The organism is Mesorhizobium sp. WSM4813, assembly GCF_055811555.1.
Window position 1 is genome coordinate 108572 of sequence record NZ_JBVVQU010000001.1, and the last position, 21697, is coordinate 130268.

The window sequence follows — 21697 nt, forward strand, 5'->3', positions numbered from 1 at the left end:
TCATTCGCCAATCGGCGAAGTGAATACGTGTATTTTCGGACCGTGCTCTCGCTATATTTTTGCTGAACCGCAGCGTGAGTGATCGCCTTATCAATAACGTCCCGGTGTTCGTCGGACAGATGGGGATAGCGGGTAGCACGGGCGCCACTCGCGACAGGAGCCGGATCGGCTCGGCGCGGCTGGGCCACGTGCTGCTCAAAACTCACTTGCCGGGCCTGGCCCGCATCCGGCAAGGGGCCATGGCGGAAAGAGAGCATCGCCTCTGGGACGCGTTGAGTCCCATGGGAGAAGCCTTTGGGGACGGCGAATGAAACGTTTATAGAGTCCTCGATCGCAGCGGGGGGCTTCTCAGACCTTGCGGAGGGCGCGGCCTCCGCATGCGGCCTTCCGATGTGTTCGGACCTTGTCCCTTGAACGGGTACCCCCTCCAATGGCATCAGCGGCTGCTGAATGGCGGCGGCTTGCGGCGTATTTAGGGCCCTCTGCCTCTCCGCTGGCCGCAGCAGCGCTGTGGAATGTTCATTGTTGATGATGACCCGCTCGGGTGGCAGGTGGTTGCCCTGGTCAAGCGCATCCGGCGAGGGCCGGATCTGCTGTTGGCTGGCAGCTAACGTTGGCGGGGCGGCGGCCTCAATGTGCCCAGAGCCGGCCGCTGCGAAAGCGTCGGCCACGAAGCTGTTGTGGTCACCCGGTCCAGCGGGCATCCCTGGGTCGCTGAAAAAAGACGAGGCGGCTTGATCATCCTGCCGTCCCTGAAGCACTTCGCGGAATCCCTGTTCCAGTCGCAGCCGCTCCTCTCGACTGGTTGGCGACTCATCAGCTTGATCGAACAGCCTCCGGGTCTCGGCAAGGTACTGCTCAGCGCCCACTTGCCGGGCCTGGACCGCTGGCCCCTCTTCCAAGCCGGCGTCCTGCACCTGCGACAAAGCTGCTACCCGGGATGGGTTACTATTTCGCGGGTTCATACTAGCCTCACATCAAACTGTATCGTCAAAGTTCTGCGCCAATCCGCGCAGCTGCTCATCGGGTTGAGATTCTGCCAAAAGCCCCTCGTCTGCTTCCATCAAGGGTGCCGGCTCCGGGATGGCGCCTGTCTGGCTTTCGAAGATGCGTTTAAGGATGCGGTCCGAAAAATATCGCACCTTCCTCAATTGCAATGGTGGCAGGCCTTTGATGAGAACAATCTCGTAGTCTTCATCGAGCAGCCGAACCTGTTCGGGACGCAACAGCGGTGCACCTTGATGCGAAATCTGAATGTTCCAATCGAACGTTCGGAAATGGCAAGGCCGTGAACGGAATTCGGGGAGAAGGCGTCACTTACCATGGCCGAGACCTCAACGGCCGGAGCGATCTCTGCTCCTGGAGGCAGCCATTAGATCCTCGCGGGCGTGATTGTAGGCGTGGCTTATGGACTGCCCGACTTGACCACCCCGCCGCAGCTGTTCATAAGAGATTTGTGCACCTGTCGCACGGACTTCAGCCGCAAGACCTGCTATGTGGCCGTCCAGATTCACATTCCGTTCCTCTGCTGCATGCTGCGGCGGAGGCATGTGCGGCAAGATATCTTGCATGCCGGGAACTGCGTGAGCTTGGGCCTGTTGATTTGCGTCGAACTGGTGATACGCCGCCAATTCCGGCGGCTCGACAGGAGGCCGGGGCAGCGAGTCCAGTTGGTTGGCGGCCACCAGAACTGATCCCACTGCGTCTTGGTGCGTGCGCGAGGAAGGATCCATTCCGTAGGCTTCCTGAATCATCAGTGATGCGATTTCCCTTTGTTGGCCTTCAGGAATACGGGACAATGCGTTGCGTACACTATCGGCGAACTCGGGTGAGATCACCTGTACTTCTGCATATTTCTCCCACGATACGGGTGCGTTTTGCTTGCGGCGCAAATCGTTGGCAGTCTGTTCATTTGCGTCCGGATGCACGAACGGAATCAACCCCTCAACACGGTTTTTCAGGAATTCGGCGGTGCTTTTGTCCATCGACCAATGACCTTCCTTGACCGGCACTCCGCTCCATGCGCTGTCTTTCAACCGAACAGCGGGACCGTTGGCCCAGGCATCCATAACCACGGTCGACCTCGCGTCGCGGCTTCCGCGCCGCAGTTCGTTCCAAATGTGACCCGTCTTGACTGGGATCTCATCACCTTGGTCGGTTATCTCTTTCATTGACACGGAAGCACTAGAGGTCATACTCCGCTCGTCGGCCGCCATGTGTGGGGCGTGGACGATAGCGGAAAGGGGAGCGGTCTGATTGCAGCACGCCGCTCCCATGACGACGGCCACTGCAACCTTAATGTTGTCGTCTGCTCCCCTCATTGCAACCGACGATCCGATGCTGTTGTGGCCGTGAGAGGGAATGTCGTCCACCTTAACGTTTCCCCGGCCATGCTTGAGCAGCAGGCGAACGTCGTGAACTGTTTGCCCCGCTGTCGCGAGTCTTATCGGGCTGGTGACGTCGTCACCGACGACACACGCTCCCATATGATAGGCGGCCTGCTGGATCTGATGTGGCTCCAGAGGCGCATCTCCGCCCCGTCGCAACCTGTCGGCAGGCGTGCCCAGGGAGACCCTCAGCGCTGCCGTGGATTCTCGCGGCGACTCTTCCGCATGTCGAGTCGATCCGGAGGATTTGGAGATGCAAATTCCCATAGCCGTTCACCTGTAGTGGAGTTTCCGATCGCCGAGGGACGGGATACGCGAGACGGGCGCTTAACCGTCAGTGTCATCTGGATGAGCTTCCATCAAGGGTGGCGGCTCCGGGAGGGCGCCTGTCTGGCTTTCGAAGATGCGTTTAAGGATGCGGTCCGAAAAATATCGCACCTTCCTCAATTGCAATGGTGGCAGGCCTTTGATGAGAATAATCTCGTAGTCTTCATCGAGCAGCCGAACCTGTTCGGGACGCAACAGCGGTGCACCTTGATGCGAATTCTGAATGTTCCAATCGAACGTTCGCGCCTGGCTGTAGGAAATCGACTTGGCTTCAAACGTGTATTCACCGATGGCTTTGGAAATGTAGGTTGGGGTCTCGTCATCGGCAGTGGCCATGAACACTTGCAGGCCGGTATTGCTCAGAAAATTCTGCTTGCCAGCCTCTCCATAAGCCCCCGTCAGTGCCGAAAGGCTTTGGATGATGAGCATGAAACGCCCCTTGTAGCCCGCGATAGTCGTAATTGCGGTCTCGATCGCCTCCAGCTTACCCAAGTGCTTGAACTCGTCGAGCAGAAAGAGAACCTCGTTCTTTTCATCTTGGCGGGGCAGCGACCGCTGTAGAATTGAAACGATTTGCTGAAAGAACAGGCGTATCAAAGGCGCGATCACCTCAAGGTCGTTCGGACCGACGCACAGATAGATGCACGTTCTGCGACGGCGAAGATCATAGACCGAAAAGTCCGAGCGACTTGTAGCTGCCTTTACAGCCGGATCCGCCCACAGATTGAGCCCGCCATCGCCGAGGACGGACGTGTAGGAGGTCAGGATTTTTGTATCGTTCCCCGCCATGTCGTCGAAGATGCGTTGTGCCTCTTTGTTCCGGGTCTCCATGGCGAGTTGCGCGAAGAGCTTGAACTTCTCCCCCGGCTGGGCGAAGAGGTCATAGACGGCGCCGATTGTTGGCGTGCCCCGCTCGATGCAGGCAAGGATGCCCGCGACAAAGATATCTCGCGCGCCGCTGACGAAACCTTCCGCGCCCTCCCCCTTGGCCGTGATCAGGTTTGCGGCCAAGCGGCGGGCTTCGGTGAATTGCAGCTGTGGAGGCAGCGCTATAAGATCCAACAGCGGATTGTAGCAGTTGGTGCGCCGCTCCGAATCCAGCGGCGCGAATTTGAACACGTTGTCGCCTGCGGCTTTGCGCGCCCTCGAGGTAAGCTCAAAGAGCTCCCCCTTCACGTCGAGAGCTATCACCGAGCCTTTGAATGTAAGGAGCGTTGGAATGACTATGCCGACGCCCTTGCCAGCACGGGTTGGTGCAACGATGAGGCTGTGAGGCTGCTCGCCATTGGTCAGGTAGTAGCCAGGCCAGAAAGGGCCACTCGTCTTCCCAAAAATCGGACCTGTCACGCCACGGTATCGGCGTAGATAACCCGTGCGTCGCATTTCATCCACTCGCGCCCAGCGCGCCGTCCCGTGATGTTCAAGTTTACGCCGTAATACGATCTGCTGAATCAGCAAGACGAGCGCGGACGTTGCGAGCACGATAGCTACGCCCTGATAGAAGACGGGGGTCGCGAAACCCCGATAGAAGGGCGTCTCGAACCAAAAGGCACGGACGTCAAACGTCATCAAAGCCTCGCCGCTACCCCCATGGCGGAACGTTGCGTACAGACTTGCCGCGCAGAAGCCCAAGGTGAGTGAGCACGCGATGCTAATGGCTATGCTGGGGGGCGTCGTTTTTGTTGAAGGCATTGTTCCATTGCCGGATTAGCGTAGCTAATGCTGCGCTTGCTTCAGACGCCGGAGCGACGTCGCGCGATGTCGCCGCTCGACAGATCGATGCCGGAGCGGGTGGTGCGATGCTTGCACGCACCACCCGGCAGACGTGGTCTTTAAAAGTTACACCAAGCAGGTACATCAACGGCCAGCGAATTGGAGATGGCACGGCCGTGACGGAATTCGGGGAGAAAGCGTCACTGTACCATGGCCGAGACCTCAACGGCCGGAGCGATCTCTGCTTCTGGAGGCAGCCATTAGATCCTCGCGAGCGTGATTGTAGGCGTGGCTTATGGACTGCCCGACTTGACCACCCCGCCGCAGCTGTTCAAAGGAGGTTTGCGGGCCTACTGTATCACGGACTGAAGCCGCAATAGCTGCTATGTGGCCGTCCAAATTCGCACTCCGTTCCTCTGCTGCATGCTGCGGCGGAGGCATGTTCTGCAACAGGCCATGCAGGTCGGGAAGTGAGTAAGCTTGCGCTTGTTGATTTGCGTCTAACTGGTGATACGCGGTGACAATAGCATTTTGGGCGGTCGCCTTGACCATGTGGTGCTGATGAGGATCAGCAGCCAATTCAATGGCCTGCTCAAAAATACGAGATTTATTTTGGTCATTAAACTTACTGAAGTTTTGCGCCACAAACATAACCCCTATAGCTTGCTCCATTGGGTCCATGTTGCCAATGCGATTAACAAGAGCAGTCTGCTTCTGGGGCCCTAGAAAATGGCCTACATTACTAGCCGCTCTGACTTGGAGCAATGCTACATCATCCGAGTTGAACCCCAATCCGGCTGTCAATTTCTCGGCCAGATCGATGGCTGATCGTCCGAGCTGATTGGCCCGCCGTTCAAATGTCGCGAGGTCAGTTTCTGGCCCGGGTTGAGTGCCCCGAACGGCTGTTCGCTCGTGCGTCCCGAGGGCTTTGAAGCCCCCAAGATTTCGCGCTGTGTCGCGCGGGTTAGCGGTTACTAGCCGTTCTGCAACATCGCTCAATGGCCCCTCTGGAACGTCACGGAGGGTACTGCGTTTCCCCACGCCTTGGGATGAACTTGCAGCTGCGCGTGCCCGTTCATTATCGCGATCCATTCCTCGGCCTCCAAAGTCGTTTCTCTACCCCATGAGGTTACCACCGAAGCTTGATCTGCTAAACCAATATGGTGTTACAGTTGTAGTCTCGCAGAGGGTTCCCAGCTCTGTGGGTCTGCCAAGAGCCCGTCTGAGCCAAAGAAAATACGATGAGGCTGGCACCAAATGCGATGAGTGGGGTTCTGCCTGATGGCATGAATGGCACGCCGGACGCCGACTCTTTCGCCCACTCCTTCCGGTCCTTGCAAGAGCCCGACATGATGTCCCCCCGCAGCAGCTTCTCGTTTGAGCGCAGGTTTGCATGCTCGAGGGTTTCGATGACGACCATCGCCCACTGCAACTGATCAGCCGCGGCCGAGCTGTCCTGCTTCCTTGGCAAGGAAATCAGTCGCGACCTGATGGGCAATTTGCGCAGCGCCGCGCTAATAGCATCGCCGTGCATGATAGCACCAAGGCATTCCTGCTGCAGGTCGTGGCAATCTCCCGACCCAACCGGCGCCAGGCGAGGAGCAAAGGCCCGACCGGGAAAAATCGCTCGCGCGGGCGGGCAGCACGGCATCGCGCAATGCCGCCCGTCTCGCAGGCCTAATATCGTTAGAGGCCGATCCTACAAAGCGGCATTTCACCCCCTAGGCTACCCCGATGCGGGAGAGCAAGATAGACGGTAAGCGTGTTTTCACGTGGGAAAGCCTGAGACCCGGCTGTACACGGTTCCAACATTTAATTCGACCACGACCATGGGAACAGGGAGCCGATCTACAGCCAGACCCAAGGCACAGTGACCGAAATCTACCACGATCACTGCAACATCGAGGTGATCGTTGGATCATCAGGCACGGTTGAGGAAACCAACTAGATGGGAGCATCGAGAGCTGCGACGGGTATGCAAGGCTGCTTAGCTACTAGCATCAGTTTGCTACTTTGAAGGATCCTCTCACAACGAAGGCATCGTAGAGCCGGCCAGAGTTGCCTCTCGCCTGAAGCCGAGGCGCCTCAAACCATTGTTGCTGTGCAGGTCTTTGCCGCCCTGTGCAATTTGGGAGACGACGCATCGATTAATGAAGCGGATCAGCTTGCTTCTGCTGAGCACATTTCGGGGCTCGGACCTGGGTCCCTCAAGAAGAGAGTGGTTCGATCCGGCACTGACCCTAGGGCGGGGGGGCTTGTTTGAGCCGGTGCCGGACCGAACCGTCTCAGGCAACGCCGGCTATGTCGTGGGACATTGAGGCAACTCCGTGGCCAAACCGCGGCGGTAATGTGTCGCAGAATCACCGATTCCAACACGCGCTTCGCAAACGTGACTAGACATTTCGGCCGCGCAGCGCTGCTGGGTTTGGCGGGAGCTCTGCATGTGGGCGGCCAGTCTTGGCTGTGAGAATAATGCCGCCCCATAACGGTGGTCGGATGCATGAACGGAAAAACTCGCAATGTTGATTCCGCGGGGCGGAAGGACTCACAACAGAGGACATGTGTATCAGGAGATTTGGATCCGAAGCAGAAGTCATGCGCTTCAATCTTGCGGACTTCTACAAAACGCCCGGCGATTTTCATGATCTGGCAAGGCCGTTCCGTTTGTCATCGATGCCGGAATGGCGGAACGGCCCGAGTCGGGAATATCCAGGCGAGACGAGCCGGCCGGGTGTGGGGTCGGGCTATGGGCCGTTCGGGGAGACGGCATGAGCGGCAGCTTTTCGCGGCGCCAGTTCATCGCAGCGGCGGCTGGCGCGGGGATCGCGGTCAAGATCGGTTTTCTGGGTCGGCCCGCATCGGCTGCGCTCATTGCCAATTCGCCCGGCCGTTCGCCAAACTGGATCGGACCGGACGGTCGGCCGCGTTTTCGGATGGACGCCGTGGCCAAGGTCACCGGGGATGAGAGCTTTACCCGCGATTTTCGTGCGCGTGACATAGCGGGCTGGCCGCAGGAACAGAGCCACGCCTTCCTGATCCGCGTCACCCGGGCCGACGCCCCGTTCGACGGGCTGGACCTCTCAGTGCTGGGCGAAGATCTCAAGCCCAACCGCCGGCGAAGACCTTGTCCGCGATGGTCTTGCGCCGCCGGAAACGACGACTCCCGGCTTCTATGGCGACATGTTCCTGGTGCCGACGGGACGCATTCCGCGCCTGCTCGGTCAGCCGGTCGCGCTCTTGATCTACAACGATTTCGCGCGGTTCGACGCGGCCAAGCGGCTGGTCCGTTCCGCCAAGGGCATCGTGCGCTGGGGGACGGCCGCCGGCTACGACACGCCACCGCATTACGGCGCCAGCCGGTTCGTGCGCATCGGCGGCGCGGCATCGGATGAAACCGCTCCGCTCGAAGGCACCGCCATCTACGGAAGTTTCGAGCGCGATCGGGTCGTCTGGCCGAAGCCGGATCAGAGCGGCGATGCCGCGGCCCGCGCCCTGTGGGCGGCGGGCGAGATCGAGCGTGAGATCACGGCAACCGGCGACGACGCATTGGTCCTGAAGCGCAGCTATTTCTCGCAGTCGACCGATGCCTGCGCGATGGAAGCCGACAATGGTAATGCCTGGTTCGAGCCGGGCAGTTCGACCCTGCACGCACTCATCGCGACCCAATCGCCTTATGAGGTGGCGATCTCCACGTTGGAAGTGCTGAAATCGCGGTTCGCGGTGAAGGCGCTCGACCTTTCGATCGGTTACACGGTCGGATACGGTAGCAAGGATCATTCCATCTTCCCCTACTACGCTATCCTGGCAGGCCTCTATGGCGACGGGCGCCCGGTGCGTCTTGCCAGCGACCGCTTCGAGCAGTTCCAGATGGGGTTGAAGCGCCATGCCTTCTGGATGGAGAATACGCTTGTCGTGGATCGCTCCACGCACGCCTTCCGCATCATGAAAGGCACCTATCGGACGGATGCCGGAGGACGGCGCAATTTTTCGCCCGACGTTGGCAAATTCGGGGCCAGCGCGGCACAAAGCATCTATTATCTGCCGAAGAGCGATTTCTCGGTCGAGGTCCGCGCTTCGCGCGCTGTCGATGCTGGCTCGACGCGCGGGTACGGAACGCTGCAGACCATGGCCGCGACCGAGATGATGGTCGATGAAGCGGCCGAACTGCTCGGCATCGATCCGATCGAGCTTCGCCTCAAGAACGCGTTCAAGACCGGCATGAAGAACTCGCAGGGCGCCATTGCCGGCGAGGCGCTAAGGACCGAGGAGATCCTGGAGCGGGCCCGTGCCCATCCGTTGTGGAGGGATCGCGCTCCGAACAAAGCGGCGTTCGATACCGCCAATCCGGGTAAGTGCTATGGCATCGGTTTCGCGCAGGTGCAGAAGGATTACGGCACCGGAGCCGAGGCAGCGGTGACCACTCTGTCGCTCGATCCGTCCGGCCGGCTCACCATGCGCCAGAACGGCAATGATATCGGCACGGGCCTGACCACCTCGCAGGCGGTGATGGTCGCGGACATCATCGGCCGGGTGCCGGACGACTGCGCCTTCGGGATCGTCGACTGGCCCGAGATGCCTCTCGTCTCGACCGAGGAGCCCTAGACATGGACGCTGACCCCCGTGACCAGGCCGAGCCTGTGCGCCGCCGCCGCGAGTTGTTCCAGTGCGAGCGGCTCCATTCCTCCAGCCGACAATTTGCCATGTGCGATTCGCACGTCCGCCATGTCGATAGCGAGCGGCCCCGCCCGCCCGCCGCCCGGTCCACTCGACCAGAGCGCGACCGCAGCCGGCCAGAGCCACAGGCGCAGCAGCGCGCGCGCCGCCGTCCGCGTGGCGTGGCCGACGAAATAGGCACAGTTTGAGGCGCTCACCGGTGAAATAAACGAGGGCGTTCAACCGCTTGCAATGGACCGAGGCGGTGTTCGATGTGCCGAACGTCGGCGCCGTCCGCTTGCCGGTCGACGCGCTTTCGGTCTGCTATGGCCAGAGCGCGCCAGCTGGTTTGAAGGCGCTGATGACCTCCGGCGGCTTCCATTTTCTCGACCGGCGCCAGGTCTTCTATCCGCCGGTACGGCGCCTGAAGGCTGCCGGCACCTGTTATACGGGCATGGCCACGATCGCCGAGGTGGCCATGGACACCGCCTCAGGCGACGTGAAGCTCCTGTCGCATTATTCCATCCTCGAATGCGGCACTCAAATCGTGCCGGAACTCGTCTCGGGTCAGCTTAGGCGGCCTGGCGATGGGCGTCGGCCACGCTTTGCTCGAGGAATTGCCGCTCTATGAGGACGGTCCCGGCGACGGGACGTGGAACTGGAACCGGTATCGCCTGCCGCATGCCAGGGATTGTCGCGGTCTGGACGCAGACATCGGAGGTGTTGGCGCCGCTTTCCGATGTCGACCCACCAAAGGGAATGGCCGAGGTCGTGATGATCGCCATCGTTCCGGCGATCGTCAATGCCGTCAACCATGCCATCGGCAAGCGTTTTTATCAGACGCCGATCACGCCAGAGAAGATTTTGGAGGCGCTGCCGTGACCGTTGCCACGCGACCACTTTCGATGACCGTCAACAATCGGAAGGTCGGGCCGTTCGACGTACCTGACGATCTCATGATGATCGACTTCCTGCACGAATATCTCAACCTTACGGGCTCGCGGCTTGGCTGCGGCCAAGGCATCTGCCACGCCTGCGCGATCATTCTCGATGGGCGAGAAGGAAGTTCCCGCGAGATCCGCAGCTGCATCACCGGAGCGCATTTCTTCGAGGGCAAGTCCGTCCGCACCATCGAAGCGCATGCCGAACGCGACGCGAATGGCGATGTCGTTCGGCTCTCCGCGATTCAGCAGGCCTTCGTCGAACGTTTTTCGTTCCAGTGCGGCTATTGCACGCCAGGCTTTGTCAGCGGTGCAACCGTGCTGGTTGAGCGTCTCAAAGAGAAGCCGGTCCACAGGGCCGATGTCGAACGCACGATCGAGCAGGCGCTTGCGCCGCACATTTGTCGTTGCACTGGTTATGTCCGTTATTATGAGGCGGTCCGTCACGTGATCCTGAGCACGCCCGGCCTGGTACAGAGCTGAGGTCCGGCGATGAGGCGTTCCTGGATATTTGGCCTGCGGCACGCATCAGGTCGACGTGCAGCCAATACGGGCGGTCTGTTTTCGGAACCCGGGCCTGTCCCCTTTGCTTGCCGCGATACGGTCAAATAGTTCTCGTCCGTGCCTGCGCTTGCGCGGCACGCCTCGCAAGAATATGCGGCTTGCGTCCCAATGTTGCCGAAGCGGTCCAGAAGAGCGTCTCTTTCTTGGCCCCGTTTCAAATCGAAGAACGGTTCACCGCTCATTTTCTGCTTTCGAGATCGCCGCATGGACCCAAGCTGGCACTTTCGCCTTGAGGGCGACTACGCGAGTCCATTCCTCGGGTGTCAGTCTGTTCTTGAGCAACTTCGCGTAGTGGACACCGTTAGCTCGGCCAAGGTGCGCGATTGCCCGGATGGCTTCGCCCGACTGTTCTTTGGCAGGCTCGTGATCCAGGCGGGCGCGTGCTTGAGGCGTATTGTGCGGCGGCCAAGTTTCAGCTTCTTCGACTTTCCGGTCGTGAGAAAGACTGTTTGAACCGGAACTTGTGTCGTCAGGCCGAGCCGGTTCGCCGCCGTAGCACCGGTATTGACGACCTTCTCCCCTGACAAGGAAGCGTACGACTTCACGACGGCTTCCGCTTCCGGCAGCACATATCCATACGGCGTCTTCCTGGAGGGCGTGTACATTCCTCTGTAGACGCGCGCCAGTTCGCCCTTTTTGGCAAGTCTGCTGAGAGCTTGATCGGCTGCCGCACGGTTTCCAGAGCCAGCGAATTCCTTTGAAGTGAGCAAAGCACCTTCCTTTGCTCTTTTCGTACGCATTTGAATCGCCCGTGTGACCCCTTCCATGGCATTAGCTCCTGTCAGAGAGAAGATTCGAGTTCTGACCGAAATGTCTCTTATCGTATTGATCGGAAAGAACAGTTCAAGATCGGCTATGGCCAAATCTCGACGCTATATCCCATCCAAATTATGACGCGGCCTGCCTGTCCATAACCGGAAGTCTGCATTGAGCTTTTGGAACGGGATCAGGGCAGCTGCCGCAGGTCTTGGAGCCGTCCTGCGTGGACGAATGAGGCATCCCGGGTCAGGCGACTGCCGAAGATGGCTGGATCATTGCCGCCTTCGCCCGGAACTTCAGGCCCGACGAGGTTGCCGATGATCGGCAGCTCCATGTCGGGGCCGCGGCTCAAGGTTTTTTGGGGATCAAATCGCGATCATCTTACGGCCGCACCAAGTCGAAATCGGCCAATTCAGAATCCGAACTTCAGCGTCGGATCCACAGTTCCCCTTGTTTTCCTGAAGGTCTCGGGCGCAGTTGTCTTCCAGAGCCACATTGGCCAACGCAAATTCGACGAGCTCGGTATCAGACGTCAATCCGGTTCGAGCTTTGGCCTTCTTGACTAGATCAGCACTCACCCGCCCCGCAATCCTGCCGTCCTTCTCAGCGCGCAGGCCGGATTCTTCCGCCCTCTGCAGGACGGCGTTAATACTGCCAAGCGACGCATCTGCAATTTCTCAGCCAGTTTGGGAAGGGTCCTCGTCCGCTTGCCCTTGGATCCTTGGCGCGCGCCCGTACAGCTGTCTTCATCATCGGGGTTTCCGCAAATTCCGTTTAACAAAAATCGATTTTAGACACATAGCAGGCAAGGTGTTTTTTCAAAGACCCCAAAATAGAAGGCGGTTGTTGTCAGCCCGGAGTTGCGTTGCTGAAGCTCTCCAAAGGGAGGGATGCCACGGCTGCAACCGACCCGATGGCGGAGTCTGCGCGGAGCACCAGGTCGTAGGCGCTCCCGGGCCAAGCTCGCAGCGGTGAGTTTTCACCTCGTCCGAGCGGCCCGGCAGCGCCAAGTTGGCACGATTCGGGAGTTGCCAGCATCGGGCCAATTCGAAGGCCGGTGAGGCCTTGACCCTCGCCAGCACCCGACATACTTTCTATAAGCAATTTGCGTAGGGAACGCGTGTGCAGCCCGATGATATCGAACTCATTGTGGACGCTGAAATTTCGGAGGACCCATGCCTCCTCTTTGATGTCGTCACGCCCGATGGCGTGCTTCAGCTATTGGGGGACGTGGAGATGGGCAGCAACCATCTTGTTGTCCGTGACCTCCATATTGGGGGCGATGCCCAGGTCCAATGGGGTTGGTCAAAATTGCGCAAGCTCGGTCGAGTGATCGCGGAGAAGCTTAATGTCGACTACATCGAAGTTCATGGAGCGGTTCGGACAACGGGTGCGAACCCGGGACGTCGTCCAGGTATCGTCAGGCTCTCCCGTCCGGCTGAGCCTCAGCTTTTTACACGGCGCGAATACTCCTGAGGCTGCTCGGGTTCTCGTCAGGAGACAGCTGCCGCTGAGGACGGCCCATGCGGTCCTCACGGAGATGGTCGATCAGGGCAAGGCGTTCGTGACTGTTCCTTGCGTCGACGACCTGCGGGCACTGAAGGACGAACTCTCGTCCGCCGGAGTGATCGCGAAGGTTCATGCGCCGCGGCCGATAAGCGTTCGCGAAGTTCGGGATAGCACTAAGCTGTCCCAGGAGGCGTTCTCCGTGAGGTATGGCCTCGATCTGGCAACGCTTCGAAACTGGGAGCAAGGTCGCTCGGAACCGGATGCAGCGGCGAATACTCTGCTTTGGACCATCGCCCGGAATCCGGAGGCAGTCGAAAAATCGCTCGACATGGAGGACGAAGTGGCGGCGCCGTCTCCCTAGTAGTCTAAGTCTTGGGGAGAGGCCGTCGGAACGGCCACTCCATCGCGCGGCTACTCGGCATGCCAATGAACTCTAACCCGACCGCGCTTTGCTCCCATCGTGGGCATATCCCAATCAGATCCGCAAACTGCAGCACGACCTGTCGAGACGCACGGAGCACGCCCTGGAGGCGGGCCTGCGCCTTCGCGCGAAGACGGCCAAGCATCTCCAGTCCCTTAGCCAGCACCGGAATATCTCGTCACCGCTACGGCCCGGAACTGGCCGCCACCGCCTCCTAGATAAACCGGCTCACCGCCACCCTTGAAGAGATGGCGGCAAAGGTCACTGCATTGATCGCGCGGCCCGCGAGATTGCAGCAGGCAGATCCAGCTGCCTCTTGGGAGGTTCACGGCCGGGATTCAGCGGCCTCCTCGTCTGCTGCGACAGCTAGTCCGATGACATGATGCACCAGGAACACGTCGACGAGGTACGCAGCCTCGTCCCGGGAAATAGGCAACATGTCTGCCGTGATTTCATTATCGATAGGACTCGGCGTCCCATAGGGTGCGAGTCAGCTTCTCGTTGGCCGGCTCAATCCGCTCAATGACCCTTTCGAACGCGGCGTTGGCGGCCTCGATAAGCAAGTTACGGTCGGCCCCGGCGATTGGCAGGGACGCAATAACGGCATGGGAATCCATGACGAACGTTTCCTTCTGGAGTGGCGGTCTCTTGCCTCAGCATTTTCGGTCGCCATGCCGACGCTGATTCTTGCTGGGGTGGCTCGTCGAAGCGCCAGGCGCCACCTTGTGCTCACATGCGCAGCCGCAGGATACGCGAGAATTCGGCAGATGCAATCAAAGGTGACAAGCACGGCAGCGCCAGGGACAGAACAGGGTCGGCATAGTGGGCGAAAGGCGGTCTGCGGTTCCCGCACGAAGCGGTCTGGAACCAAGCCTGATCCCCGGAGCCGCCGTCGCGCGTCCCGTCAAGCGACAGGCGCGCGCACTCCGCAAGGGCTTGAGCGGAGCGTCCCTTGAGGACGAGCACGGCTGCGCGAGGGACAGAGCGCGTCGGAGGCGGACCGGGTTCCGGCGGCCTGATCCTAGGTGAGTCCAGAGCGTCTTCTTTGGTCGGCCGCTCGGGCGAAACGCCGTTCCGGGGGATGGCAACCTGGCCCCACCGATTTCGAAAGCAAGGAGCTAAGAGGATTAAGCCTTCCGATTTCGGCACGCGTTGTCTAGTCGGCGGATAGATGAGTGTTGTGAGGTCTGCTACAATCGAAAAGTAGAGTAGAGGGGGGCGACAATGGTTGAAGTGTTCCGCGGAAGGAGCGGTAAACTCGAACACGAAGGGGCCGCGCTCGGTAGAGTCCATGCGCAGGCAAATCACCGCAAGGCGTTGGGGTACTGGCTCGGGTTCTTGAAGGGCGTGATGGCCAGCGAGCGGGTCGAGCGGGCGGAGATGCCGCCACTCAGGGTCGAAGCAGAGCAGTTCCTGTCCCTTCTTCACGACGATGATGCTGCCGAGCTCATCCGCGATCTGGATATTTGGGGTAACGCGCCCGAAGAGATCTACGCGGTCCTTGAAACAATAATCGGCATACGCTCAGCGGAGTTTGTCGCCGCTGACGACAAGGACGAAGTCAACGAGTTCTACGGATTCTGTGCCGGTATCGCCTGCGACAACTCCATCACGCCAGCAGAGGTCGAAAAACTGCTGTCCAGGTTGGACTCGAGTGTGGTCCTGCGCAGAGAGAGCCGCGTGGCATCTCTCGGAGAAACTGCCAGAAGGTCTTTTGCTGACGGTCGCATAACCGCCGAGGAGGCAGAAGACATATGCGGGTGGATTGCCCGTCTTGTCGGCGACAGCGCGACAGACACGGGGCTGCCTACCTTCGGCAATGTGGGTGTCATCGACGGCGCCTTGGAGGATGCAAGCCAGTTCGTGATTCCGAGCCGGATGTTCGTCCTCACGGGAAAATTCGCCATCGGCCCGCGAAAGGTAATCGCTGCGATGATTTGCGAACGCGGCGGTGATTGGAAGGACACCGTCTGCGGCCAGACCGACTACCTCATCGTCGCGGCCGAAGCGTCTCGGGACTGGAAGCACAGCCACGAAGGCACGAAGATCATAAGGGCAATGGAGCTTCGCGAAAAGGGAGGTCGGCCGGATCTGGTTCTTGAACCGATGCTGGCCAAAGCGTTGGGTTTCTGACTGCCTCCATCCGGCAAAGGGAAACCCTATTGTCTTGGAGGTGCGGCTTCAGAGCCTAGTCGTCGGAAGCGCGGAGTCTGAACACCTGAGCCTTAGTGAATCCTGATACGGGTCGCTTTTCAAGGCGGGTAGCGGCGGCACCTGGCGCCATCAACCCGCAAAGGATCGGCTGCGAGCATGCCGCCGCTGCGGCTGCGCCTGCGCCGTGATTGCAGCGCTCAGCCCGACACGTCGGGCGGCTGTCAGCGGGGACAGTCCTCCGCTCGGAACAGGAGCCGGATCGATGCCCCTCAACGAAGGCCACGCGGTTGTTTAAACAACATATAACCCATTGAAGTTACTGCCGACTGTTTTCTGGCCACGACCCTGAGGCGTCAAAAAATTGCGCTTTCTATTTTAGGGAAAATCGCCGAAAAAATATGTTTGAGGTTTCGTCAACTATCGGGACCGGTGGACGATTTTGCACCTGGCGGCCGCCCGGCGGCCTGCTCGACGCTCGTCAAAAAATACCGTCGCACAACCATGCATCCTAGACCGATGCCATCCAACCGCAAGGGAGCACCGCCCGGACTGCTCGCGCCTTGATCAACCCCTGCGTTCTGGTTATATTACTGGAAATATGTCGGAGGCAACTATGGGCAGCTCGCAAAAACGCGCCATTCAAAACTATCGATCTCGCCTCAGCGAGCGCGGCTTGGCGCGCTTCGAAGTGCTTGGCCGCGATGCCGATCGCGACCTTATTCGATCTTTGGCTCGCCGCCTGGCCGAAGATGGGCCGGATGCCTCTAGCCTGCGCGCTGCTGTCAGCCGGACCATCGCGGGCGAGCCACCCAAGCCTGGCGGGATCCTCGCCGCATTGCGTCGTTCGCCGCTGGTGGGAGCCGACCTCGATCTTTCCCGCTCGCATGAAGAGGGACGGAAGATCGACCTGTGACACGGTACCTCCTCGATACCAACATCATCAGCAATGTCGTCAAATCGCAGCCGTCGGAATCGCTCCTGGCATGGATGTCGAGACAGCGTGACGAGGATTTGTTTATCGCTTCGCTGACCGTTGCGGAAATTCTTCGCGGGGTTCTGGAGAAGCCGCGCGGGAAAAAACGCGACGCACTCGACAGGTGGTTCTCTGGGCCTGAGGGGCCGCAGGCGCTGTTTGCAGGCCGCATCCTCTCGTTCGACGACAAGGCCGGGCTGATCTGGGCGCGGCTGATGGCAGGAGGAAAAGCGGCCGGCAAGCCGCGCAGCGGGCTCGATATGATCATCGCCGCTGTCGCCGGAGCGAACAAGTGCGTGCTGGTAACGGATAACGAAAAAGACTTTGCCGGGCTCGAGGTCGTCAATCCGATACGCGGAGCGGTCTGATGCGGCGGGTCAAGGAATGCTCGGGAGGGCAAGATGGCTGAAACTCAGATAGAGTGGACAGACTCCACTTGGAACCCGGTCGCAGGATGCTCGATCGTTACGGCAGGCTGCACCCATTGTTATGCAATGGAGATGGCCAAACGCCTTGAGACCATGGGCATCGCGAAATATGCGGGGCTTACCCGTAAAACGGGAAAGCGCACGGTGTGGAATGGCGTGGTGCGGGAAGACCGCGAGGCGCTGGCCTTTCCCTACGGATGGAAGAAACCGCGAAAAATCTTTGTAAATTCGATGAGCGACCTCTTTCACGAGGGTGTCAGCGACGAGTTCATCCTCAAGGTCTGGAAGGTCATGCGCGAGACCCCGCGCCACAACTATCAAATTCTTACTAAGCGTCCCGAGCGAATGGCAGCCCTTGTCGCCTCGGCGATGGGCGACATCCTGCCCAATGTCTGGCTGGGCACGAGCATTGAAAACGCGGACGTCGTGAGCCGAGTCGACTATCTCCGCCAGGCACCCGCGACCATTCGCTTCATCTCCTTTGAGCCTCTGATTGGATCGGTTGGCACCGTCGATCTCCGTGACATCCATTGGGCAATCGTAGGCGGTGAAAGCGGCAAATTCGCTCGACCGATCAGGGAAGAATGGATCGATGAAATTTACGGCCAATGCCTGACGGCCGGTACCGCCTTCTTCTTCAAGCAGTGGGGAACCTGGGGCAAGGACAATAAAAAGCGTTCAAAGAAAGCCAACGGGCGTGAGTATCGGGGCCAGACTTGGGACGAGATGCCGACTACCCCGCAGGACGCGGTAGCAATGTAGAATAACATCCGGCGGGGGGAAGTTTAGGTGGTCGAAAAACGATATGAATGGGTCGACGGAGCAAAGCTGGAGGAACACTCTCGCCGCAAACATAAAATATTGCGGGAATATGTCTTCGACTACCTGACGGTTCGCTGCAGGCTGCCTCAGCAGGAGCGATTTCGCCTTGCTATCGTCGACGGTTTCGCTGGCGGCGGGCGCTACCAGTGCGACTCACCTGGATCGCCGTTGATTTTCATCGAGGAACTGCAACGAGCCGTCGAGGCGGTGAACACGCAGCGCGTCGTCCAAGGGCTTGGGGCTGTCGAAGTCGAATGCCTCCTCGTATTCAACGACGCCAGCCGCGACGTCATCGAACTTTTGAAGACACACGTCGCACCCATGCAAGCGGGGGCAAGCCAAGCCTGCCCAAAATTGCATTTACGCGTCGAGTATCTGAACGAGTTCTTCGAAGTCGCCTATCCCAATATCAAGCGCCTACTGGAGCAAGGCCGGTATCGGAGCGTCATCTTCAATCTCGATCAGTGCGGGCATAGTCACGTCGAGCGAAACACCATTCTCGACATCATGCACTCCTATCCCGCGGCTGAGATCTTCTACACCTTCGTCATTAGCTCCCTGCTGGCCTTCCTTCAGAAGGACCAGCCGGAGCGACTTCGCGCCCAACTGGATCATCTCGGCTTGACGAGCAATGACATCCAAGCGCTGGATGCCCTGATGAGTCAGAAGGATTGGCTCGGCACGGCCGAGAAAATCGTCTTTGATGCTTTCCGGTTGTGTGCACCCTATGTCAGCCCATTCTCGATCAACAACCCCGGAGGATGGCGGTATTGGCTGATCCACTTCGCCAATGCTTATCGGGCTAGGCAGGTCTACAACAATGTCCTCCACGACAACGCCAGCTTACAGGCACATTTCGGTCGGTCTGGCCTTAACATGTTGTCCTATGATCCAAAGCATCATGAAGGCATGCTCTATCTCTTCGATATCAGCGGTCGAGCTTCGGCGAAGAATCAGCTTCTCGGGGATATTCCACGCCTGATCACGAAATCCGGGGACGCCATGTCCGTCATGGACTTCTATGAGAGCATCTACAACATCACACCTGCACATGCGGACGATGTGCACGCGGCGATCATAGAGAATCCGGACCTTGAGGTCATAACCCCCGCTGGAGGTGAGCGGAGGAAGGCCAATACAATTGGCGTCGATGACGTGATCAAGATCAAGAAGCAGATCAGCTTCTTCCCAATGTTCTTGAACGCCGGGACAAAGGGCGGTGCCAAAGGATGACCGCGCGGCGTCGGGACCCGGAATGGCGCGAGTTCGAATGCCTAGTCGCGCGGATTGAGGCCGACGCCGGACCTCAGGGCCTGGTCGTTACGTCGCCGGATCGTCTTCGCTGCAAACTCACCGGTCGGATGAGAGAAGTGGATGCAAGCATTCGTGCTCGGGTCGGCAGCACCGAAATGCTTGTTACAATCGAATGTCGACGCTGGCGAAAGACCCAGGACGTAACTTGGATCGAGCAGCTAGCCACAAAGAAGTCTTCGATTGGCGCGGATCGAACCATTGCCGTCAGTGTATCTGGCTTTTCCCCAGAGGCTCAGATTGTCGCGTCTCATGCGGGCATCTCGCTGCGGAAACTTTCGGAAATTACGGTTGCGGAAATCAACTCGATCTTGCGACTGGACTTTGTGCTCTTTTGGCATCGGGCCTGTGCCATTGCACAGGTCGGCATCCGGAGATTTCGTTCGCTCGATTGGAAAGTTCCCAGTCCCCAGGACGTCGATTTCATTTTACCGGAGGATACTGACCCGCTCGCACCGATCTTTCGCAACACTGAGTCCGATACAACTTGGTCTCTAAACGATCTGTGGCACCAAATTCAAGAGGCCGCAGATCCGTTTGACGGCATTCATAAGGCGCAACCGCCTGCGTTCCGGACGGGATGCTTTCCTTATCCTGGCTCAGTCACCCTCACAACCACCAACGGCCCCTGCGTGCTCGGTGACGTCCTCCTCACCGTCGCACTTTGGACAGAGGCCGAGCAGATCACTCTCGATGAGGGGCACAAGGTCGAATACGCATCCGACGAGATGGCCGCGATCCAGCGCGTCGAATTCGCCTCGCGCCGGCGAAAAACGAACGATTGGCGCATCTCCCTCCAGATCCCAAAAGACTCCGAGGACACCGCCGATCTGCGAATGGGAGGCGATCGGTCTGAAGCCGAGAAATAGCGACACACATTGCATTTTGAAAAACGTCTACCGGTTTGTGCCCCCGCCCGGCCCTACGTATGCGCAGCAATCGGACAATCTGCTGTGAGAATCCTGGCCAGGGGCGTGCATTCCAGGGAGGGATCTCAATGAGTATCGCCCAGACAGTTCGACCGGTTCATTTGCGACCGGCCCATCGTCTCGGGTCGTAGCGGCTCTCGCTACGGCCGCCGCGAGCGATACTGGCCTGAACGTTGGATCCGATACGCGCTCTGGAGCAGAGAAGTGAGCTCGATCGGACTTGGGACGTGCTGATGGGGCGTATATCCACTCAGCGCGACCGCCTTGTCCGCTCCCCACAATCCGACAGTGGAAATCAAGCTGCTCATTGGCCCAAGCTCGCTGCTGAGGCTGCCTGGGGCATAAGGAATGCAGCTACATCTCTAATGACGTTCCCAAGATCACCCGGATCGTGAGCGACTTCTCCAACAAACGCGCGCCACTGTCGCTGCTTTTGCGCATCCTCGGCAAAGGCCGACGTCAGCGCATCGGGCAGGTCTTGAAGTATCGCCGTTCCGCGCCGCGCGAAGGTGGCGGCGATCGCTCGTGGCAACCTGTCGTCGTCGAAGGTGAAGGACCGGCTAAGAATCCAGATGTCGTAGAAGTCCTTCATCCTGCTATTCGCCCGCCCCAGCGCCACCATCGCCTGAAATTTCTCGGCAATGACGGTTTCCCGCGCATAAGCCCGCAGCCGGGGCATGGGAAAGTCGAGCATGGAAGGATACTCCAGCTCTTCGGCACCAGGCTCCAGCGCATCGCCAAAGCCGATGTCGATCGTCAGGCTGACCCGGGCGCCGCTGATCGAGGCCGTCGTCCGCAGCCTGAGCCCACCATACTCCAGCTCCTCGCGAATGCGGTCGACCCGGAGTGCGTCAGCGTCGAACTCGACGCCATCGCTAGCGTCCTGCGCCAGGACCTCCCGAAACGTCGCCAGCATCGGCTCCGCGCTCGGATCGCCAAAACCCAGCAGGTCAAGGTCGCGGGTGCCGCGGTGCGGATCATCGAACCAGCTCATCATCAGCATCGCGCCCTTCAGCACGAAGCGGTCGGCGTGGGGTGACTGGCTAAGCCGGAAAAGCAGCCGCTCGAGGGCGAAGCGGGTCAGAACCAGATCGAGGGTCTGGCCACTTACCTTGGCGAGTTGCAGCAGACGTGCGCGCACCGAGGCGCCGATGTTCTTGATCTCTTTAGCCATTGGCCGTCAGCGCCTCGATATACGGCCGGATGACCGTGGCGACACCGCCACGCTCAGCCTGCCTGGCAATTTCGCCGGGCGTGGCCTTGCGCTGGCGAAGCGCTTCCTGGAGGCCCTCGATCGCCACCGACAGGCCGATCTTGTTGCGATATCGAAAACAGTCCGCGATTGTTTTGACAACCCCAAAGACTTTTACGGTCACGCCCTCGACAACATGAGTTTCGACGCTGTCGTTGAGCAGACTTTCGGTAAAACGCACGATGCGGATGGGTGTGCCGTTGGGTTTGGGAGCCCAGTCCTTCTGGCCGATGGCCAGCCATACCTGTCTCGGAAGCTGATCCGTCAGCTGGTGGAATGCCAGGGCTGACACAAGGCAGACAACGCCTTTGGGTACGCGCTTGGCAGCCTCGGCTAGGCTATGATTAGCGTCGAGCGGCGCATCGGAGAGCTGGTAGAGGCCGCGTGCGAGCCGGAGCACCTCCCCATCCCGTTCCATGCGACTCATCGTGGCCGCTGTTACGCCGGCGTTGCGCAGCTCCGCGAGACGCGCGATTCCGCGCACTGTCAGAAGTGCGTGGGCGATTTGGCGCTGGGGAGCTGGCTCTGGCATTGATACGAAATCTCGCAACTAA

The 21697-nt window shown here is 59.4% G+C and carries 21 protein-coding genes and 2 pseudogenes; 12 read left to right on the top strand and 11 right to left on the bottom strand.

Annotated features, from left to right (window positions below; genetic code table 11):
* From AC0L25_RS00540 to AC0L25_RS00560, 5 genes and pseudogenes are all read right to left on the bottom strand, one after another.
* Positions 1-917, bottom strand: a pseudogene (locus AC0L25_RS00540) (Ulp1 family isopeptidase); the annotation flags it as partial.
* Between the two features lie 60 nt (positions 918-977).
* Positions 978-1274, bottom strand: a pseudogene (locus tag AC0L25_RS00545) (type IV secretory system conjugative DNA transfer family protein); the annotation flags it as partial.
* A gap of 60 nt (positions 1275-1334) precedes the next feature.
* Positions 1335-2372 (bottom strand): type III secretion protein, encoded by a 1038-nt coding sequence (locus tag AC0L25_RS00550; protein WP_473593736.1) that lies wholly within the window; start codon positions 2370-2372, stop codon positions 1335-1337.
* A 342-nt stretch (positions 2373-2714) separates the two neighbouring features.
* The gene (virD4, locus tag AC0L25_RS00555) at positions 2715-4406 is read right to left on the bottom strand and encodes a type IV secretion system ATPase VirD4 (RefSeq protein ID WP_473593737.1); all 1692 of its coding nucleotides are present in this window, start codon (positions 4404-4406) and stop codon (positions 2715-2717) included.
* Between the two features lie 243 nt (positions 4407-4649).
* Entirely contained in the window at positions 4650-5519 is an 870-nt protein-coding gene (locus AC0L25_RS00560; protein ID WP_473586327.1) for a hypothetical protein, read from the bottom strand.
* Positions 5520-7607: 2088 nt separating this feature from the next.
* Between AC0L25_RS00560 and AC0L25_RS00565 the strand changes: the two genes are divergently transcribed.
* A complete protein-coding gene (locus AC0L25_RS00565; RefSeq protein ID WP_473593738.1) occupies positions 7608-9029 on the top strand; it encodes a molybdopterin cofactor-binding domain-containing protein in 1422 nt (473 codons plus the stop codon).
* On the opposite strand, the gene AC0L25_RS00570 is transcribed toward AC0L25_RS00565, so the two are convergent.
* On the bottom strand, positions 9026-9298 hold the full coding sequence (locus AC0L25_RS00570; RefSeq protein ID WP_473593739.1) for a hypothetical protein: 273 nt from the start codon (positions 9296-9298) through the stop codon (positions 9026-9028). The two genes, AC0L25_RS00565 and AC0L25_RS00570, sit on opposite strands and share 4 nt — an antisense overlap.
* A 29-nt stretch (positions 9299-9327) precedes the next feature.
* Between AC0L25_RS00570 and AC0L25_RS00575 the strand changes: the two genes are divergently transcribed.
* From AC0L25_RS00575 to AC0L25_RS00585, 3 genes are all read left to right on the top strand, one after another.
* Positions 9328-9711, top strand: coding sequence for a hypothetical protein (locus AC0L25_RS00575; RefSeq protein WP_473593740.1), 384 nt, complete (start codon positions 9328-9330; stop codon positions 9709-9711).
* 92 nt (positions 9712-9803) lie between these two features.
* Positions 9804-9962 (top strand): hypothetical protein, encoded by a 159-nt coding sequence (locus AC0L25_RS00580; protein WP_473593741.1) that lies wholly within the window; start codon positions 9804-9806, stop codon positions 9960-9962.
* Positions 9959-10504 carry a (2Fe-2S)-binding protein gene (locus tag AC0L25_RS00585; RefSeq protein ID WP_473593742.1) on the top strand — a complete coding sequence of 182 codons (546 nt, stop codon included), beginning with the start codon at positions 9959-9961 and terminating at the stop codon, positions 10502-10504. The genes AC0L25_RS00580 and AC0L25_RS00585 overlap by 4 nt, the downstream gene beginning before the upstream one ends.
* A 344-nt stretch (positions 10505-10848) precedes the next feature.
* Here the strand turns inward: AC0L25_RS00585 and AC0L25_RS00590 are convergent, their stop codons facing one another.
* Entirely contained in the window at positions 10849-11448 is a 600-nt protein-coding gene (locus AC0L25_RS00590) for a DUF6088 family protein (protein ID WP_473593743.1), read from the bottom strand.
* 83 nt (positions 11449-11531) lie between these two features.
* Entirely contained in the window at positions 11532-11678 is a 147-nt protein-coding gene (locus AC0L25_RS00595) for a hypothetical protein (protein WP_473593744.1), read from the bottom strand.
* 788 nt (positions 11679-12466) lie between these two features.
* On the opposite strand from AC0L25_RS00595, the gene AC0L25_RS00600 reads away from it, so the two are divergent.
* Both AC0L25_RS00600 and AC0L25_RS00605 read left to right on the top strand, forming a co-directional pair.
* The gene (locus AC0L25_RS00600) at positions 12467-12820 is read left to right on the top strand and encodes a hypothetical protein (protein WP_473593745.1); all 354 of its coding nucleotides are present in this window, start codon (positions 12467-12469) and stop codon (positions 12818-12820) included.
* 64 nt (positions 12821-12884) lie between these two features.
* Complete coding sequence (locus AC0L25_RS00605; RefSeq protein WP_473593747.1) at positions 12885-13214, top strand: helix-turn-helix domain-containing protein; 330 nt, start codon at positions 12885-12887, stop codon at positions 13212-13214.
* A gap of 515 nt (positions 13215-13729) precedes the next feature.
* On the opposite strand, the gene AC0L25_RS00610 is transcribed toward AC0L25_RS00605, so the two are convergent.
* Positions 13730-13891, bottom strand: a complete 162-nt coding sequence (locus tag AC0L25_RS00610) for a hypothetical protein (RefSeq protein ID WP_473593748.1) — start codon at positions 13889-13891, stop codon at positions 13730-13732.
* 607 nt (positions 13892-14498) lie between these two features.
* On the opposite strand from AC0L25_RS00610, the gene AC0L25_RS00615 reads away from it, so the two are divergent.
* From AC0L25_RS00615 to AC0L25_RS00640, 6 genes are all read left to right on the top strand, one after another.
* Positions 14499-15407 (top strand): BRCT domain-containing protein, encoded by a 909-nt coding sequence (locus tag AC0L25_RS00615; protein WP_473593749.1) that lies wholly within the window; start codon positions 14499-14501, stop codon positions 15405-15407.
* 634 nt (positions 15408-16041) lie between these two features.
* Positions 16042-16341, top strand: coding sequence for a hypothetical protein (locus AC0L25_RS00620; RefSeq protein WP_473479578.1), 300 nt, complete (start codon positions 16042-16044; stop codon positions 16339-16341).
* Entirely contained in the window at positions 16338-16769 is a 432-nt protein-coding gene (locus AC0L25_RS00625; protein WP_473593750.1) for a PIN domain-containing protein, read from the top strand. The genes AC0L25_RS00620 and AC0L25_RS00625 overlap by 4 nt, the downstream gene beginning before the upstream one ends.
* Before the next feature lie 33 nt (positions 16770-16802).
* Positions 16803-17591, top strand: coding sequence for a DUF5131 family protein (locus AC0L25_RS00630; protein ID WP_473593751.1), 789 nt, complete (start codon positions 16803-16805; stop codon positions 17589-17591).
* Between the two features lie 27 nt (positions 17592-17618).
* Positions 17619-18884, top strand: a complete 1266-nt coding sequence (locus AC0L25_RS00635) for a three-Cys-motif partner protein TcmP (protein ID WP_473593752.1) — start codon at positions 17619-17621, stop codon at positions 18882-18884.
* On the top strand, positions 18881-19831 hold the full coding sequence (locus AC0L25_RS00640) for a restriction endonuclease (protein ID WP_473593753.1): 951 nt from the start codon (positions 18881-18883) through the stop codon (positions 19829-19831). The genes AC0L25_RS00635 and AC0L25_RS00640 overlap by 4 nt, the downstream gene beginning before the upstream one ends.
* Positions 19832-20195: 364 nt before the next feature.
* On the opposite strand, the gene AC0L25_RS00645 is transcribed toward AC0L25_RS00640, so the two are convergent.
* Positions 20196-21065 carry a nucleotidyl transferase AbiEii/AbiGii toxin family protein gene (locus AC0L25_RS00645; protein WP_473593754.1) on the bottom strand — a complete coding sequence of 290 codons (870 nt, stop codon included), beginning with the start codon at positions 21063-21065 and terminating at the stop codon, positions 20196-20198.
* The gene (locus AC0L25_RS00650) at positions 21058-21675 is read right to left on the bottom strand and encodes a type IV toxin-antitoxin system AbiEi family antitoxin domain-containing protein (RefSeq protein WP_473518269.1); all 618 of its coding nucleotides are present in this window, start codon (positions 21673-21675) and stop codon (positions 21058-21060) included. Before AC0L25_RS00650 ends, AC0L25_RS00645 begins: the two co-directional genes overlap by 8 nt.
* Positions 21676-21697 lie beyond the last annotated feature (22 nt).